The organism is Ideonella sp. FW305-24 (assembly GCF_058788035.1).
The window spans coordinates 1,011,091-1,028,264 of record NZ_JBYTAI010000001.1; the positions used below are offsets into that span (position 1 = coordinate 1,011,091).

Below are 17,174 nucleotides of genomic sequence, written 5' to 3' on the forward strand. Positions count from 1 at the left end.
ACCTGAGCCCGGCTGCCCTTTGACCCGGCGGGACGACCCGCCCTCACCGCACAGGTGAAGGTCACCATGTCTTTCGACACCGTCCTCATCGCCAACCGCGGCGCCATCGCCTGCCGCATCATCCGCACGCTGCACGCGCTGGGCCTGAAGGCCGTGGCCGTCTACTCCGAGGCAGACGCCGACGCACGCCATGTCGCAATGGCCGACCAGGCCGTCTGCATTGGCCCCGCGCCAGCGGCCCAAAGTTACCTGAATACAGACCGAATCCTCGCGGCGGCGCGCGACACCGGCGCCGGTGCCATCCATCCCGGCTACGGCTTCCTGTCCGAGAACCCCGGCTTTGCCGAAGCCTGCGAGGCCGCCGGCTTCGCCTTCATCGGCCCCACGCCAGCGCAGATGCGCGCCTTCGGCCTCAAGCACAGCGCACGCGAACTGGCGCTGGTGCATGGCGTGCCGTTGCTGCCCGGCAGCGGGCTGCTGGCGGACGCCGCCGAGGCGCAGCGCGAAGCGGCGCGCATCGGCTACCCGGTGATGCTCAAGAGCACCGCAGGCGGCGGCGGCATCGGCATGCTGCTGGTGCGCGACGAGGCCGAACTCGCGGCGGCCTGGGAGGCCGTGTCCCGCCTGGCGCGGGCCAATTTCAAGGACGCGGGGCTGTTCCTGGAGAAGTTCGTCGAGCAGGCACGGCACATCGAGGTGCAACTGTTTGGCGACGGGCAGGGCAAGGTGGTGGCACTGGGCGAGCGCGACTGTTCGGCCCAGCGGCGCAACCAGAAAGTCATCGAGGAAACCCCGGCCCCGCACTTGGCGGACGAGACACGCCAGGCGCTGCAGGCCGCAGCACTGCGACTCGGCGAAGCCGTGCACTACCGCTCCGCAGGCACCGTGGAATTCGTACTGGACGCGGCCAGCGGCGCCTTCTACTTCCTGGAGGTCAACACCCGGCTGCAGGTGGAGCATGGCGTGACCGAGCAGGTCACCGGCGTGGACCTGGTGGCGTGGATGGTGAAACTCGCGCGCGGCGAGGCCTTCCCGCTGGTCGCCCCCGCGCCGCAAGGCGCGTCCATCCAGGTGCGGCTGTACGCCGAAGACCCGGCGCGCCATTTCCAGCCCTGCGCAGGGCTGCTCACCGAAGTGGTCTGGCCAGACGACGTGCGGGTGGACGGCTGGGTCGAAGCCGGTACCGAAGTGCCGCCGAGCTACGACCCGATGCTGGCCAAGCTGATCGTCACCGCCGCCACGCGCGAGGAGGCCGTGGCCAAGCTGGCCGAAGCGCTGGACGCCACGCGCCTGGCCGGCATCGAGACCAACCTGCGCTACCTGCGCGCAGTGGTGGCCAGCGAGACCTTTCGCGAGGGCCGCGTCATCACGGCCACGCTGGGCCGGTTCAGCTGGGCGCCGCGCGCCATCGAGGTGCTGGAAGCCGGCGTGCAGACCAGCGTGCAGGACTGGCCGGGCCGGCAAGGCCTGTGGGCCGTGGGCGTGCCGCCTTCGGGCCCAATGGACAGCCTGGCGATGCGCCTGGCCAACCGCCTGGTGGGCAATGCCTCGGACGCCGCGGCACTCGAATGCACACTCGCCGGCCCGGCGCTGCGCTTCCATGCGGACGCGGTGATCGCGCTGACGGGCGCAGACATGGGCGCCACGCTGGACGGCCAGCCGCTCGCGCCTTGGCAGTCTCATGCGGTGGCCGCCGGCAGCCTGCTGCGCCTGGGTGCCGTGCAAGGCGCCGGCGCGCGTGCCTACCTGGCGCTGCGCGGCGGGCTGGACCTGCCGCAGTATCTCGGCAGCCGCAGCACCTTCACGCTGGGCCAGTTCGGCGGCCACGGCGGGCGCACGCTGCGCACCGGCGACCTGCTGCACATCGCCTGCGACGCGGGCCTGCCGGCAGCCACGCCCACCGTCACACCGCCCGTCTACGCCAAGCACTGGGACATCGGTGTGCTCTACGGCCCGCATGGTGCGCCGGACTTCTTCACGCCTGCCGACATCGCAGCCTTCTTCGGCGCCGATTGGCAGGTGCACTACAACTCCAGCCGCACGGGGGTGCGCCTGATCGGCCCGAAGCCCGAATGGGCGCGGCCCGATGGCGGTGAAGCCGGGCTGCATCCCTCCAACCTGCACGACAACGCCTACGCCATCGGCGCGATCGACTTCACCGGCGACATGCCGGTCATCCTCGGGCCGGACGGGCCCAGCCTGGGCGGCTTTGTCTGCCCGGCCGTGGTCGTGGCCGCCGAACGCTGGAAGCTGGGCCAGTTGCGGCCTGGCGACACGATCCGATTCCGATGCCTGAATGCCGAAGAGGCTGCGGCACTTCAAGCCGCCGAAGACGCGCTGGTCGAGTCGCTGGACGCGCCATGGCCCCAGCTGCCCGATGGCACGCCAGCCGAACAGGTCACGGCCCTTCACAGCCCGGTCTTGTTGCGTGACCCGGCCGAAGGCGAGCTGCCCGAAATGGTGGTGCGTCAGGCGGGGGACCGCTACCTGCTGGTCGAATACGGCCCGCAGGTGCTGGACCTGGAGCTGCGCATGCGGGTGCACGCGCTGATGCTGGCGCTGCAGGCCAGGCGCGACGCGGGCGAGTTGCCCGGCATCATCGACCTGACACCCGGCATCCGCTCGCTGCAGGTGCACCACGACCCGACGCTGCTCGGCCGCGAGGCGCTGCTGCAATGCCTGCTGGCCACCGACCACGCGCTGCCGCGCAGCGACGACTTCGAGGTGCCCTCGCGCACCGTCTGGCTGCCGCTGTCCTGGGACGATCCGGCAACGAAGCTGGCCATCGAGAAGTACATGCAGTCGGTGCGACCGGACGCGCCCTGGTGCCCGAGCAACATCGAGTTCATCCGCCGCATCAACGGCCTGGACGACATCGACGCCGTCCACCGCACCGTGTTCGACGCGCGCTACCTGGTGATGGGCCTGGGCGATGTGTACCTGGGCGCGCCGGCGGCCACGCCAGTGGACCCGCGCCATCGCCTGGTCACCACCAAGTACAACCCGGCCCGCACCTGGACGCCGGAAAACGCCGTGGGCATTGGCGGCGCCTACCTCTGTGTCTACGGCATGGAAGGCCCGGGCGGCTACCAGTTCGTTGGCCGCACGGTGCAGATGTGGAACCGCTGGCGCGATGCGCGCAGCGGTGCGCTGGAATTCGAAGCCGGCAAGCCCTGGCTGCTGCGCTTCTTCGACCAGATCCGCTTCTACCCGGTCAGCGAGGCTGAGCTGCTGCAGATGCGCCGCGACTTCCCCGCCGGCCGGCTGCGGCTGCGCATCGAGGAAGGCACGTTCCGGCTGAAGGACTACCGGGCGCTGCTGGCCGAACACGCCACCGAAATCGTCGCCCACAAAGCCCGCCAGCAAGCCGCCTTCGATGCAGAGCGCGAACGCTGGCGCGAGGCCGGCCAGGCCGAATACGTCGGCGAACCCGAGGCCACCGCGCCAAGCGATGACAGCCCACGGCCACCCGGCACCCGCGCCGTGCACTCGCAAGTGCCCGGCAGCGTCTGGCGCGTGCTGGTCAACGAAGGCGACACCGTGGCCGAAGGCGACACGCTGGTCATCGTCGAGTCCATGAAGATGGAGTTCGCGGTGGTGGCGCCCTGCGCCGGGCAGGTGTGGCGCGTGGCTTGCCGCGAGGGCGGCGCCGTCAACGCGGGGCAGGAAGTGGTGTTGCTGGCGCCCTGACACTGCCCCCGTAAACAGAGGAAGAAAGGCGGAAGAAAAACTCCGGGCGGCGGAACAAAGAGGCCGCGCAGTGGCGGCAAAGCCTCCGCTGTGAAGGGCGCTTGCGCTTCTACAGTGAAGCCACCCCTCACCACCCGGACACCCCATGTTCCACCGCCTCTCTGCCGTCTCCACCGCCCTTGTCGCCGCCGCGCTGGCCATGCCTTGCGCATCGGCGCTGGCCACCAATGTTGACGTGCAGATCCTCAGCGCGACGGTGCGCGACCAGCACATAGCAGGCGCATCGGTCACGCTGCAGAAGAACGGCGAGCAGTCTGCCAGTGGCAGCACCGATGCGCAGGGCCAGGTCTCGCTGCCGACCACCTTCGCCGACGACACCAATGCGCTGTTGATCGTCAAGAAGCCCGGTTACTCCAACCTGGTCGTGAAGTGCCCCTGCGCCGGCACCACCTACGCGATCAGCCCGGTGATGAACAACCTGGACGGCATGCGCATCGTGCTGAACTGGGGGGCCGAGCCGCGCGACCTGGATTCGCACGTGGTCTACCCTGGCAACCATGTCTACTTCAGCCACATGCGCGGGACGGACGCCATGCTGGACGTGGACAACACCCGAGGCTTCGGCCCCGAGACCATCACGCTCTCACGCAAGCACGTGGGCGAACGCTACGTCTACGCGGTGCACAACTTCTCGGACCGCACCGATCCGCAATCGGCGCGCCTGTCCATGAGCGGCGCGAAGGTCTTCGTCTACGTGGGGCAAACGCTGGTGAAGACCTACTACGTGCCACCGCAGCGGGTGGGCAACCTGTGGTCGGTGTTCGCGGTGACCGAGGCCGGTGAATTCCAGGACCTGAACACAATCAAGTATGTGCAAAGCCAGGACCGGCTTGAGCTTGCAGGCTTGCAGGAAACCGTGAGCCAAACTGCCGCAGCGGTAAGCTACAGCGCAGCCAGCCAGGCCGATGCCCGCCCGCTCAACACTCAGGGCGAAGCCGCATACCACGCAGGCAACCTGGACGAGGCCATCCGCCTGTACCAGGCGGCCATCGAGCTGGACGGCAACTTCGGCCAGGCCTGGAGCAACCTGGGCCTGGCCTTCCAAAAAACCGGCCGCGTGGCCGAGGCGATGTGGGCCAACCGCAAGGCCATTGCGCTGGCCAACGGACCCACGGCCGCCAAGGTGCGCGCCAGCTCGCACTACAACAACGGCAAGATCTACGAGGACGCCGGCCAATGGAGCGATGCGCTGCGCGAATACCGCGAGGCCAAGGCCGAGTCCCCGAACGCCAGCTACGACAAGGCCATGCTGCGCATGCAGCAGAAAGGTGCGCAATGAGCCGGCATCGCGAACTGGCGGCAGGCTGCGTGGCCTTGGCCGCCATCACCGCGGCCTGGGCTGCCGCCGTGCTGCTGCCGGCCCCGGCACACGCGGCCCCCAGCGCGTCCGTCGGCCCGGCGGTGGTGGCAAAGGCGGACCTCTCGCTGTGGCCGGAGGCGATCGACCAGCGTGCCGGCTACGACAAGGCCTCGCGCGCCGCGATCCTGGTCCACGTGGGCGTGCTGGGCGAGATGCGCAAGCTTTCGGACGCCGACATGATGGCCGCGTTTTCGATCCGGAGCGTCAATCGGGCCTCCACCGACAAGTGGTTGCAGCGCGAGCTTGCGCAGGCGACGGCCAACTACCGCGCGGCTGCAGCCAAGTGTGCAGAAGGCAGCGCCAACAAAGACTGGACCTGCCTGCCCACCTTGCCGCCTTCACCCGCCGAGTTCTCCAGCGCTGCCATCGAATGGCAGGCGCGTGTGCCAGGCGCGTCGGCCGCCTGGCGGACCAACCTGGCGGCCTTCTCACGCGCCTACCTCGCTGAGCAGATGCGGCTGGCCGCCCTCTTCCCCAAGATCAGCAGCGAGATCGACCGTTTCGGCGACGACGAATGGACCGGCGACGCCCTGCCCGACGGCCAGTTCCTGCTGAGCTTCGACGACGGCCCGACGCCGCCCGGCGGCAGCACCGACGAGACGCTGCGCATGCTGGCGTCGCAGCAGCGCAGCGCGGTGTTCTTCATGCTGGGCGGCAACCTGCAGGCCCGGGTCAACAAGCTGGGCGCGCCGGCGCTCGCGCAGGCCTACCAGGGCCAGTGCGTGGCCTCGCACGGCTGGGAGCATCAGTCGCATGCACGCTGGGACGGCTGGCAGGACTCGGTGCGCCGAACGCAGGCGCTGCTGCAGGCCAGCTTCGGCAAGGACCAGGTCCTGCCCTGGTTCCGCCCACCCTACGGCCAGCGCACGGCAGACAGCGGCGCGTTTTTCACCGAACAAGGCCTGCAGGTGGCGCTGTGGAACCTGGACTCGCAGGACTGGAATGCGCGTGTCACGGCAGCGGACGTGACCGACCGCATGGTCACGCTGATGCTGATCAAGCGCCACGGCGTGATGCTGTTCCACGACGTGCACGCCAAGGCCTTCGTGGCCCTGCCAACCCTCTTCGCGAAGGTGGGCGAAGCGGTGGTCTGGCGCGACTGTCACGCCGGCCCGCGCTGAGTTCGGCCCGGGGCTCGCGAGGTCGGGTGAGCTTGGGGCGACCTTCGGGAGCAAGTCGGCGAATCATGCAATTAAGAAGCATTCTCAATATAATTCATGGTTTTCCCGTAGTCGCCTTCTCACTTCATGCCCCACCGTTCCACCGCCTTCGCTGCGCCGCACCTGGCGCTGACCACCCTTGCTGCCGCGCTGATGAGCCTCGGCGCCCAGGCCCAAACGGCTGGCGATGCGCCAGCGATCACCCCGCCCCCGGCGCCCGAGCAGGTGGTGGTCACCGCCACCCGGGGTGGCAAGGCGGTGGAGAAGATCCCCGGCGCGGTCAGCGTGATCGGCCGCAGCGAGATCGAGGCCCAGGGCCTGGTCAGCGAAGACCCGAGCGCGCTGCTGGCCGTCCAGGTGCCGGGCTATGCGCCTTCGCGCCAGAAGCTGAGCAACTTCGGCGAGGGCCTGCGCGGGCGCAATGCCCTGCTGCTGCTCGACGGCATTCCGCAGACCAACCCGCTGCGGCTGGGAGGCCGCGAAGGCTATTTCGCCGACCCGATGATCGTGCAGCGCATCGAGGTGGTCAGCGGCGCTTCGGCGGTACAGGGCATGGGCGCCACCGGCGGCATCGTCAACACCATCACCCGCACGCCACAGACGCCCGGCACCCATCAGACGGTGGAGCTGAAATACAGCACCCAGGGCCACAGCAACAGCCAGGGCTGGAAAGCCGGCTACATGCTGGAGCACCTGAGCGAAGGCGAAAACCCTTACGACGTGCTGCTCTACCTGGGCAAGCGCGAACAGGACATCGGCGTGGACGGCGACGGCCGCTACCTGGCCACCGAGTCGTTGCACGAGGCCAGGGATGCCTACCTGAAGCTGGGCCAGCAGGTGGGCACGCAGCGCTTCCAGCTGATGCTCAACCAGTTCCACGCGGACGGCTTTGACGACTGGGTTGATGTGGATGGCGACCGAGCCACCGGCCTGCCCACCTCGGCCCAACACGGCACGCTGGACTGGCAGGCGCCGCGCAACCAGGTGCGCTCGACCAGCCTGGAATGGAGCGACAGCGATCTCGCCGGTGGCGTGGCCTCGGTGCAGTTGTTCAAGCAGACCTTCAGTGCCCGCTACACCGGCGGCGTGATCACCACCTTCCAGGACGCCAGCCTCGCCCCCACCGGCACGCTGGTGGACCAGAGCCAGATCGACGCCGACAAATGGGGCCTGCGCAGCAGCTGGGTGCGGCCGGACTTCGGCCTTCACGGCCTGGAGTTCACCGGTGGCGTGGACCTGCTGCACGACACCTCGTCGCAGACGCTGACCATGACAGGCCGCACCTGGGTGCCGCCGCTCAAGTACCGCAGCCTGGCGCCCTTCACCCAGCTGGAATACACCTGGAACGACCTGACGCTGCGCGCCGGCTTGCGCCATGAGAACAGCCACCTGAACGTGGACAGCTACACCACACTGGCTTTCTACGGCAACCGCGAGGTGCAGGGCGGCACGCGCGACTCGGCCAAGCTGGTCAAGAGCCTGGGCGGCGTCTGGCGCTTTGGCGACAGCGGCTGGTCCAGCTTCGTCTCTTACAACGAAGGCTTCGGCATGCCGGACGTGGGCCTGATCCTGCGGGCCATCAAGACGGCCGGCCAGTCGGTGGACAGCCTGGTGGACCTGCAGCCCATCGTGACCTACAACCGCGAGCTGGGCCTGGCTTGGCGCGGCGCCGGTGCGAGCTTCAGCGCTTCGGTCTACGACTCGCGCTCCTCGCTGGGCAGCCAGCTGGTGGTGAGCAATGGCATCGGCACCGTGCAGCGGGTGCCCATCCAGGTCAAGGGCTTCGAGTTCAGCGGCCAGTGGCGCGTGCTGCCCACGCTGAAGCTGGACGCCAGCTACGCGCTCACCCGCGGACGCACGGCCGCCGCCGCCGGCCAGCCGCTGGACCTGGACCTCGGCGCCCGCTCGCAAGGGCCGGACAAGCTGGTGATGGCCGGCCAATGGGATTTCGCGCCGGACTGGAGCAGCCGCCTCACCGTCTCGCACTTCCGGCCGCGCAATGCCAATGAAGACAAGCTCTCCGGCACCACCAGCCTGGCCGAACACTTCAGCGGCTACACCGTGCTGGACCTGGCCACCAGCTGGCATTCGCGTTGGGGCGATCTGGGCCTGGGCGTCGAGAACCTGCTGAACCGCCAATACTTCACTTACTACGGCCAGGCCAATTATTCCGGCGGCAATGACGACTACTACGCAGGTCGCGGCCGGACCTTCACCGTCAGCTGGAAGCGGCAGTTCTGATGAGGAAATGGTGGACATGGGGCCATCGCTGGGTGGGCCTGCTGGCCGGCCTGTTGATGGCGATGATGGGCCTCACCGGCAGCGTGATGGTCTGGCAGGCGGAACTGGATGCCGCCTTGAACCCGCACTGGTTCGGGCCCAGTGCCTGCGCCGGTACCGCGGTGCAGCCGGACAAGCCGGTGGCGACAGTGCTGGCCGTGCTGGCCCGCGAAGCGCCGCAGGTGCGCCCCGCCATCATCGTGGCGCCCAGCCGCCCTGGCGCCAGCTACCAGGTCTGGGAAGCGCGAGACGCGCGCACCGGCCTGCGCCGCGAACACTTCGTGGACCCGGCCTGCGGTCGCTACCTGGGCCAGCGGGACCGCGGCGCCTGGGTGATGGACCGCGCCCATGCAGTCCCCGCGCTTTATGAACTGCACAGCCGGCTGCTGGCTGGCGAGACCGGCCACCTGATCATTGGTAGCGGTGGCCTGCTGCTGCTGGCGCTGGCGATCAGCGGCGTGGTGCTGGCCTGGCCGCGCCGCAGCAGCCGCGAGGCCTGGCGCCGCACGCTGAGCATCAAGACCGATGCCTCGGCCGTGCGCCTGTGGTTCGATGCTCACCGCGCGCTGGGCCTGTGGTCGGCGCCGCTGCTGCTCTTGCTGCCGCTGACCGGCGCGATGCTGGTCTTCAGCGACAGCGCTCGAACTGTTGTGTCGGCGGTGCTGCCTACGCAGCCGCGGCAGGCCAAGCCGATGACGGTCGATGCCAAGGATGCAGGCCCATCTGTGCCCGGCCCAGCGCTGCCACTGGATGAGCTGGTGCAGCGGGCGCAGGCCCGCTTTCCCGCCGCCACCTGGTCACGCCTGAGCCTGCCGGCCAAGGCCGGTGCGCCCTTCGAGCTTCGCTTGCTGCAGGCCGGCGAGCCGCGGGTGGACACCGGCAACACCCGCGTGCGACTGGATGCCAGCGGCCGGGTGCTGAGCCAGTCGGACCCGCTGAACGCACCGGCAGGCAATGTGCTGCTGGACTGGGTCTTCCCGCTGCACAGCGCCGAAGCCCTGGGGCTGCTCGCGCGGCTGCTGTGGACGGTGTTCGGCCTGCTGCCTGCCCTGCTGTTCGGCACCGGGCTGTGGCTGTGGTGGCGCCGCAGGCGGGCCAGCGCAGCCAGCCGCGCGCGCAGCCGCCCGACATCTGCCTCGCCTGGCAGTTATTGATGTTTTCAAAATTCGTGATACAGCCCCCCGTTCGGGCTGAGCCTGTCGAAGCCGGCGCGTACCTCGACGCAGGCACTTCGACAAGCTCAGTGCGAACGGATTCAAAACTGTCTCGAATAAGGGAAGCCTCAATAAGGCAACGCTGAAGCGGCATCCAGCCGGTCCTGCCGGTCGCACAAGTCCTCGGAAAAGCGCGCCACGAACATCAATGCCCGCACCTGAGCGGCGGCGGCCGGCCAGTCCTGCTGCTGGTCGATGAGCTGATCCAGCATGGCCAGCATGGCGCGCTGATGCGCCTGCACCTCGCTGGCCAGCGTGGTCACCGCCTGCGCGGTGGTGGCAGCCTCCAGCGCTTCGCGCCAGGCCATCTGCTGCATCAGGAAGGCCACCGGCATCGCGGTGTTGCGCTCGGCGTCCAGTGGCACACCATGCAGCTGGCACAGGTAGGCGGCGCGGGACAGCGGCTGGCGCAGGCGCTGGTAGGCCTCGTTGACGCGCAAGGCCCATTGCATGGCAAGCCGCTGCGCCGCCGCGCCGGCGCTAGCGAAGCGGTCCGGATGCACCTGGGCCTGCAAGGCCTTCCAGCGCTGCGCCAGCACCGCCAGGTCCAGCGCCTGGCGAGCGGGCAGGCCCAGCAGCGTGAAGTCGTCGTCTTCCAGCCGGACGGCGGGCTGGGCCGGTGCCGCGTCAGAGGTCATCGGCCAGCGCCTCCACGGCGATCAACTGCTCGCGCAGGGCCCAGCGCGCGCGCCAGCCGCCCGGGCGGTCGTACAGTGCGTCGGGCTTGTCCACGGCCACCAGCGCGTGCGCCTCACCCTCGTAGAAGCGCCATTCGCCGCCACGGGCACGCAGCGCGGCCCGGCAGGCATCGACCACGCGCACCGGCTCGGCCTGGTAGAGCCCGGGGGCCTGCAGGTAGTCCGCACGGAACAGTGGCGTATCCCAGCCCTGCCCTTGCCCCAGCCCATGCAGGCCGGGCAGGCGCTGGTCCAGACCGGGCGCCTCGGGCTGTTCGTCGAACAGCGCCAGCAGTTCCCGCGCAGTGGCGCTGTCCCAGATCTCGAAGTCCTCGCGCGCATCGCCGCTGGCCACCTTGCTGAGCAGGTCCACCTCGTCAAACGCAAACCAGGCTTGCGGGCGCCCCTCGGATGGCACTTCAACCACGTAGATCATGACGAGGCTCCAGCTTCAGGTTCGTCAATCCGCGCCATCGGCCATGGTCTTCTGCCAGACCGCCTGGCGCAGCCGCTCGCTGACCGCACGCGGGCTACCGTCGTAGGTCTCGTGCGCCCGCCTCAGCGCAGCCTGCGCGACAGAGGCTTGCGGCAGCGTCAGCGGCACCCGGCCCGCCACATGCGTGGCCCCCGGCACCGCCTTCAGGATGGCCTGCCGGTTCGGGTGCTCGTCCAGCACCACCAGATGGTCCGCCTCGGGCTGCCCCGCAATGCACACATGCCGCCCGATCACCTCGACCACGCGATCGTCGGACAGGTGCTTGACATACACCGCTTCGGTCATTGCGTCCCCTTGACTGAAAGAACGCCCTTGAGAGTTCCCTCAATCGAAACAGTTTTGAATCCGTTCGCACCGAGCCCGTCGAAGTGCTTGCGTCGAGATACGCGCCGGCTTCGACAGGCTCAGCCCGAACGGGAGCTGTGTCGCGATTCTGAAAACCTCGACGGAGTAGACCGGCCTCGCGACTGCGCGAGACCGGGTGCTCCATCCCCCCAAGGGCCGAGCGCCGGGCCGCCCCAAGCCGGCCCGCGTCCCCTCGGGGGATCGGTCGACGTACCCGTCGACCGAGGGGCACCATTCACCGAATGATGTCGTAGCTGTAGTCCGTCTTGCCCGGAATGATGGTGTTCGCATCCAGGGTTTCGAAGAACTCGTCCAGGAACATCACCAGCGTGCGCAGCGCGCCGTCGTAGCCCCAGATGGGATAGCGGTGGTAGTGGTGGCGGTCGAAGATCGGGAAGACCATGCGGATCAGCGGCACGCCGGTGTCGCGCTCCAGGTACTTGCCGTAGGTGTTGCCGATCAGGAAGTCCACCGGCTCGGTGTGCAGCAGCGAGCGCAGGTGCCAGAGGTCGCGCTTGGGGTAGGTCTTGCAACCGGCGCCATAGGGCGAAGCGTCGAACAGCTTCTGCACCTTGGCGGCCCAGGCGTCGGTGCCGTTGGTGGCCAGCACATGCGCCGGCTCGGCGCCCAGCTCCAGCAGGAACTGCGTCAGGCCCAGCATCATGTCCGGGTCGCCGTACATCGCGTAGCGCTTGCCGTGCAGGTGGGCCTGGCTGTCGGCCATCGCGTCCACCAGTTGGCCACGCTCCTTCTCGAGCAGCGCGGGCACCGGCTTGCCGGTGAGGCGCGACAAAGCCATCACGAAGGCATCGGTGCCGGCCACGCCGATGGGGCTGTTGAGCACCACCACTTCCTGGCCCTTCTCGCGCAGGTACTTGATGGTCTTCTCGCAGCTGTACTCCTGGAAGACGATGGTCGCCTTGGCGTTCAGCGCGCGGATCACTGTCTCCTTGGTGGTGCCGCCTTCGTACATGCGGAACTCGCCATCGGTGGGCGTGTTCCAGGTTTCCGACGGGTCGCACAGCACGTTGTAGTCGGCGCCGAACAGGTCGAAGATGCGCTTGATTTCCTTCATGTTGCCGACGACGAAGCCGTCGAAGCCGCCAATGAAGTTGATGCTCTCGTCGGCCTGGCGTTCCAGCGCCGGCGCGGTGCCGGCCTTGCCGTCCCAGAAATGCTGCAGGATGCCCAGCAGCGCGTTGTCGTAGCCGGTCACGTGGCTGCCGACGAAGGCGGGGGTGTGGGCAAACGGCACGTCGAACTCTGCCGGGATGCTGCCCTTTTCCTTGGAGGTCTTGATGAAGGCGTTCAGGTCGTCGCCAATCACCTCGGCCATGCAGGTGGTCGAGACGGCGATCATCTCCGGCTTGTAGAGGTTGAAGGTGTTGGCCAGGCCGTCGATCATGTTGTTCAGGCCGCCGAACACCGCCGCGTCTTCCGTCATCGAGGACGACACGCAGGACGTGGGTTCCTTGAAGTGGCGGCTGAAGTGCGAGCGGTAGTAGGCCACGCAGCCTTGCGAGCCGTGCACGAAGCTCAGCGTCTTGTGGAAGCCGTTGGCCACGAACACCGCACCCAGCGGCTGGCAGGCCTTGGCGGGGTTGACGGTGAGCGCTTCGCGGGCGAAGTTCTTTTCCTTGTATTCGACGCTCTTGGTCCAGTCGCGGATCTCGGCGATCTTGGCGTCCGGATGGTTGAACTCGAACTCGTTTTTCTTGCGCGCGAAGATGTCCTGGTACTCAGGCTCGCGGAAGAGCATCTCGTGGTCAATGACCTTGTCTGCGTTCTGGGGCATGGTGAACTCCTGGTGAGGCAGTGATTGGGTTCCGTTCGCCCTGAGCCTGTCGAAGGGTCCTTCGACCGGGCTCAGGACAGGCTTCGACAGGCTCAGCCCGAACGGTGAGGGGCGGCTCAGCGCGAACGGTGAAGGGTGGCTCAGCGCGAACGGAAGTGGGTCAAGCAGCGTTCTTCCACGGGGCTTTCGCCAGTGCCCACACCGGGCTGGCAATCGCCATGTCCATGTCGCGGGCGAAGATGGCAAAGCCGTCGTAGCCGTGGTACGGGCCGGAGTAGTCCCAGCTGTGCATCTGGCGGAAGGGCACGCCCATCTTCTGGAACACGTACTTTTCCTTGATGCCCGAACCCACCAGGTCCGGCTGCACCTTCTCGACGAACTTCTCGAACTCGTAGCCGGTCACGTCGTCATAGATCAGCGTGCCGTCCTTCACGTAGTGGGTGGTGCGCTGGTAGTCGTCGTTGTGGCCGAACTCGTAGCCTGTGCCCACCACTTCCATGCCCAGGTCCTCGTAGGCGCCGATCACGTGGCGCGGCCGCAGGCCACCCACGAACAGCATGACCTTCTTGCCCTGCAGGCGCGGCTTGTACTTGGCGATCACCGCCTCGGTCAGCGCCTTGTACTTGGCGATGACTTCTTCAGCCTTGGCCTTGATGGTGTCGTCGAAGTGAGCGGCGATCTCGCGCAGGCTCTTCTCGATCATGGTCGGGCCGAAGAAGTTGTACTCGACCCAGGGCACCCCGTACTTCTCTTCCATGTGCCGGCTGATGTAGTTCATCGAGCGGTAGCAATGCAGCACGTTGAGCTTGGCGCGCGGGGTGTTCTCCAGCTCGGCAATGGTGCCGTCGCCAGACCACTGCGCAATCACACGCAGGCCCATCTCCTCCAGCAGGATGCGGCTGGACCAGGCGTCGCCGCCAATGTTGTAGTCGCCGATGATGGCCACGTCGTAGGGCGTGGAGACGAAGTCCGGCCGCTTGTTCGGGTCTGCCTTGTCGAAGACGTAGTCGCGGATCGCGTCGTTGGCAATGTGGTGGCCCAGCGACTGGCTCACGCCGCGGAAGCCTTCGCAGCGCACCGGTACGATGGTGTGGCCGCCGTATTCCTTGGTCTTTTTCTTCGAGACCGCCTCGATGTCGTCGCCGATCAAGCCGATCGGGCATTCGCTCTGGATCGAGATGCCCTTGTTCAGCGGGAACAGCACCTGGATCTCGTCGATGATCTTGTCGAGCTTCTTGTCGCCACCGAAGACGATGTCCTTCTCCTGGAAGTCGGAGGTGAACTGCATCGTGACGAAGGTGTCGATGCCGGTGGTGCCGATGTAGTAGTTGCGGCGCGCAGCCCACGAATACTGGCCGCAGCCCACCGGGCCGTGCGAGATGTGGATCATGTCCTTGATGGGACCCCACACCACGCCCTTGGAGCCGGCATAGGCGCAACCGCGGATGGTCATCACACCTGGCAATGACTTGATGTTGGACTTGACGCCGCAGTCGGGCTTGCCCTCCTCGAACTGGCCGAGGTGCTTGGCGCGTCGCTTGGCCATCTTCTCCGGATAGGCCTTCAGGACTTCATCGATCAAGGCCTTGTTCGCGGCCTTGCGGTCTTCAACCGTCATGCTCATGGTGTGTGCTCCGTGGGTGCTGCGCGAGGGTCAGCTGAGAGAGGAGCGGCACCGGTGGGCGCCGCTCCGGGGCGTGCCGTCAGGCGACGAGTTCAGCGGCGGTCTTGCCAACCTGGCTTTCGTCCACGGCCTTCATGATCCCGTGCTCCATCAGCAGGTCTTCCAGCTGGTCCATCGTGATGGGCGTGGGGATGGTGCCGTTGCCGGCGTTGTTGTGGATCTTCTCGGCCAGGGTGCGGTATTCCTGTGCCTGTTTGGATTCCGGCGCGTACTCCAGCACTGTCATGCGGCGAAGCTCTGCGTGCTGCACGATGTTGTCGCGCGGCACGAAGTGGATCAGCCGGCTGCCCAGCATCTTGGCCAGCGAGTCGGCCAGCTCCAGCTCCTTGTCGGTCTGGCGTTCGTTGCAGACCAGGCCGCCCAGGCGCACGCCACCGCTGTTGGCGTACTTCAGGATGCCCTTGGAGATGTTGTTGGCCGCGTACATGGCCATCATCTCGCCGGACATCACGATGTAGATTTCCTGCGCCTTGTTCTCGCGGATCGGCATGGCGAAGCCGCCGCAGACCACGTCGCCCAGCACGTCGTAGGACACATAGTCCACGCCGTCATAAGCGCCGTTTTCTTCCAGGAAGTTGATCGAGGTGATCACGCCGCGGCCAGCGCAGCCGACACCGGGTTCCGGGCCACCGGATTCGACGCAACGGATGTCCTTGTAGCCCACCTTCATCACGTCTTCGAGTTCCAGGTCCTCCACCGAACCGGCTTCCGCGGCCAGCGAGAGGATGGTGTCCTGCGCCTTGGCGTGCAGGATCAGACGGGTGGAGTCGGCCTTGGGATCGCAGCCGACGATGAGGATCTTCTGGCCCAGGTCGCTCAGCGCGGCCAGGGTGTTCTGGGAGGTGGTGGACTTGCCGATGCCGCCTTTGCCGTAGAAGGCGATTTGCCGCAGTTTGGACATTGCTTGTTGCTCCAGTTGGATTGAAGGAGGTAGACGAGACACAAGGGGTTCGTCGCGATCTCAATGCAGCCTTCGGTGCCTGTGTGGGTCTTCTTATGAAGGTCCCTCGGTGCTTGACATGGGGTCCGCGCCAACTGCTTATCGCAATGGGCGTGCCACCCCTTCTGAAGCGATACAACTCATTGTTTTACAAAGGAAAAGTGCCATTCCACCAGGACTGAAGCGGGGTGGTGACCTTTGTCCGGAAACCGACAAATCGGGGGCTTGCGACAAGGCCGCAGCAACATGCAGGCATGCGCGCTGAGGGTCGCTGCGGCGGGTCCGCTGCGAGGAGAAAGCGGCATGCGAACACCGCCTCGGGCGCGCTGGTACGGGGGTTGCAGAGAAGGGCCCATGCAAGCCCTTCCTGCATCTGTTCCCAACGCCCCGCCCGCCCCCTCGCACCTGCTGCGGCTGGGCGGCCGCGAGGCCGTCGTGCGCCTGGTGAACGCCTTCTATGCGGCGATGGACACACGGCCCGAAGCTGCCGTCATCCGCGCCATGCACGAGGCCGACCTGACGACCACGCGCGCCGTGCTGGTCGATTACCTGACGGAATGGATGGGCGGCGAGAAGCGCTACAGCGCGCTGCACGGCGCGCCCATGCTGCGCCGCCGCCACCGGCGCTTCGAGGTCGACGACGCCGCACGCGATGCGTGGATGGACTGCATGCGCCAGGCACTGGCCGAGACCTGCGCGGACCACGCGCTGATGGCCGAACTCGACGCGGCCTTCGACAAGGTCGCCCGCGCCATTCGCAACAAGCCGGCCCCGGATCCGGCCGGCCCTCCCTCCATGGCTGGCACCACCCACCTGCCCGTCCTGCCCTCTTCCTTCCACCCCCACCGAAAGCCGCTTCCATGACCACCCTTGCCCAGACCGTGCTCGGCCGCCTCGAGACCGAAGGCCGCCTTCTCAATTGCGTGCTCAAAGGCCCGACCAGGCAAGCCGGCCGCATCGGCTTTCGCGGCGACCTTGCGCTGAAGTTCCAGGCCAAGATGGCCGACGAAGCGCGCCCGCCCGAAATCAGCTGCGAACAGGTGATCGCCGTGGCGCACGAAGGCGAACCGCACCTGCGGTTCCTGGCCGGCTTCCTGCTGAGCTTCGAGTACCTGCAATTGCTGGCCGAGGTGCTGGGCGACGCCCTCTCACCCGATGGCAAGTACTTCCTGTTCTGCGACAACATCGACATCTCCAAGCGCTACCAGGTGGCGTACGGCGGCGCCACGTTCTACGTGCTGCCCATCGACGAAGCCACGGTCTACAACGAGACCCTGGAACTGCTGTACCTGGAGAAGACCGAACTGAAGCGGCTGGACACCGCCGGCAAGGTCGACGCCATTGCGGACAAGGCCAGCAGCTTCACGCAGAGCTTCCCCACGCTCAGCTTCGAGGAGGGCCTCAAGCTGATGGGCCCGGTGCGCAACGTCTACGAAAACCGGCCCGTCTGACCGCGACGCAGGAGGCTTGCGC

13 protein-coding genes are annotated in these 17,174 nt (G+C 67.3%); 7 read left to right on the forward strand and 6 right to left on the reverse strand.

Features of this window, described 5'->3' with window-relative positions; genetic code table 11:
• The first annotated feature begins 66 nt into the window (after positions 1–66).
• The 5 genes from uca to AC3WR5_RS04470 all read left to right on the forward strand — a co-directional run bounded on the left by uca (position 67) and on the right by AC3WR5_RS04470 (position 9,704).
• The gene (gene uca / locus AC3WR5_RS04450) at positions 67–3,690 is read left to right on the forward strand and encodes an urea carboxylase (RefSeq protein WP_492482181.1); all 3,624 of its coding nucleotides are present in this window, start codon (positions 67–69) and stop codon (positions 3,688–3,690) included.
• A gap of 145 nt (positions 3,691–3,835) precedes the next feature.
• A complete protein-coding gene (locus AC3WR5_RS04455) occupies positions 3,836–5,029 on the forward strand; it encodes a tetratricopeptide repeat protein (protein ID WP_492482183.1) in 1,194 nt (397 codons plus the stop codon).
• Entirely contained in the window at positions 5,026–6,231 is a 1,206-nt protein-coding gene (locus tag AC3WR5_RS04460; protein WP_492482185.1) for a polysaccharide deacetylase family protein, read from the forward strand. Before AC3WR5_RS04455 ends, AC3WR5_RS04460 begins: the two co-directional genes overlap by 4 nt.
• 126 nt (positions 6,232–6,357) lie before the next feature.
• Positions 6,358–8,511, forward strand: a complete 2,154-nt coding sequence (locus tag AC3WR5_RS04465; RefSeq protein WP_492482187.1) for a TonB-dependent receptor — start codon at positions 6,358–6,360, stop codon at positions 8,509–8,511.
• Positions 8,511–9,704, forward strand: coding sequence for a PepSY-associated TM helix domain-containing protein (locus tag AC3WR5_RS04470; RefSeq protein WP_492482189.1), 1,194 nt, complete (start codon positions 8,511–8,513; stop codon positions 9,702–9,704). The genes AC3WR5_RS04465 and AC3WR5_RS04470 overlap by 1 nt, the downstream gene beginning before the upstream one ends.
• 128 nt (positions 9,705–9,832) lie before the next feature.
• On the opposite strand, the gene hscB is transcribed toward AC3WR5_RS04470, so the two are convergent.
• From hscB to nifH, 6 genes are all read right to left on the reverse strand, one after another.
• Positions 9,833–10,402 carry a Fe-S protein assembly co-chaperone HscB gene (gene hscB, locus AC3WR5_RS04475; protein WP_492482191.1) on the reverse strand — a complete coding sequence of 190 codons (570 nt, stop codon included), beginning with the start codon at positions 10,400–10,402 and terminating at the stop codon, positions 9,833–9,835.
• The gene (locus tag AC3WR5_RS04480) at positions 10,392–10,877 is read right to left on the reverse strand and encodes a hypothetical protein (protein ID WP_492482193.1); all 486 of its coding nucleotides are present in this window, start codon (positions 10,875–10,877) and stop codon (positions 10,392–10,394) included. Before AC3WR5_RS04480 ends, hscB begins: the two co-directional genes overlap by 11 nt.
• Positions 10,878–10,901: 24 nt before the next feature.
• A complete protein-coding gene (locus AC3WR5_RS04485; protein WP_492482195.1) occupies positions 10,902–11,222 on the reverse strand; it encodes a hypothetical protein in 321 nt (106 codons plus the stop codon).
• Positions 11,223–11,517: 295 nt separating this feature from the next.
• Entirely contained in the window at positions 11,518–13,077 is a 1,560-nt protein-coding gene (gene nifK / locus AC3WR5_RS04490; RefSeq protein WP_492482196.1) for a nitrogenase molybdenum-iron protein subunit beta, read from the reverse strand.
• Between the two features lie 160 nt (positions 13,078–13,237).
• Positions 13,238–14,701, reverse strand: a complete 1,464-nt coding sequence (gene nifD / locus AC3WR5_RS04495) for a nitrogenase molybdenum-iron protein alpha chain (protein WP_141285906.1) — start codon at positions 14,699–14,701, stop codon at positions 13,238–13,240.
• 79 nt (positions 14,702–14,780) lie between these two features.
• A complete protein-coding gene (gene nifH, locus AC3WR5_RS04500; RefSeq protein WP_141285904.1) occupies positions 14,781–15,662 on the reverse strand; it encodes a nitrogenase iron protein in 882 nt (293 codons plus the stop codon).
• Positions 15,663–16,055: 393 nt separating this feature from the next.
• Here nifH and AC3WR5_RS04505 point away from each other — a divergent pair, with 393 nt between their 5' ends.
• Both AC3WR5_RS04505 and AC3WR5_RS04510 read left to right on the forward strand, forming a co-directional pair.
• Positions 16,056–16,565, forward strand: coding sequence for a group II truncated hemoglobin (locus tag AC3WR5_RS04505; RefSeq protein WP_492482199.1), 510 nt, complete (start codon positions 16,056–16,058; stop codon positions 16,563–16,565).
• Positions 16,562–17,152 carry a hypothetical protein gene (locus AC3WR5_RS04510; protein WP_141285901.1) on the forward strand — a complete coding sequence of 197 codons (591 nt, stop codon included), beginning with the start codon at positions 16,562–16,564 and terminating at the stop codon, positions 17,150–17,152. Before AC3WR5_RS04505 ends, AC3WR5_RS04510 begins: the two co-directional genes overlap by 4 nt.
• Positions 17,153–17,174: the final 22 nt, after the last annotated feature.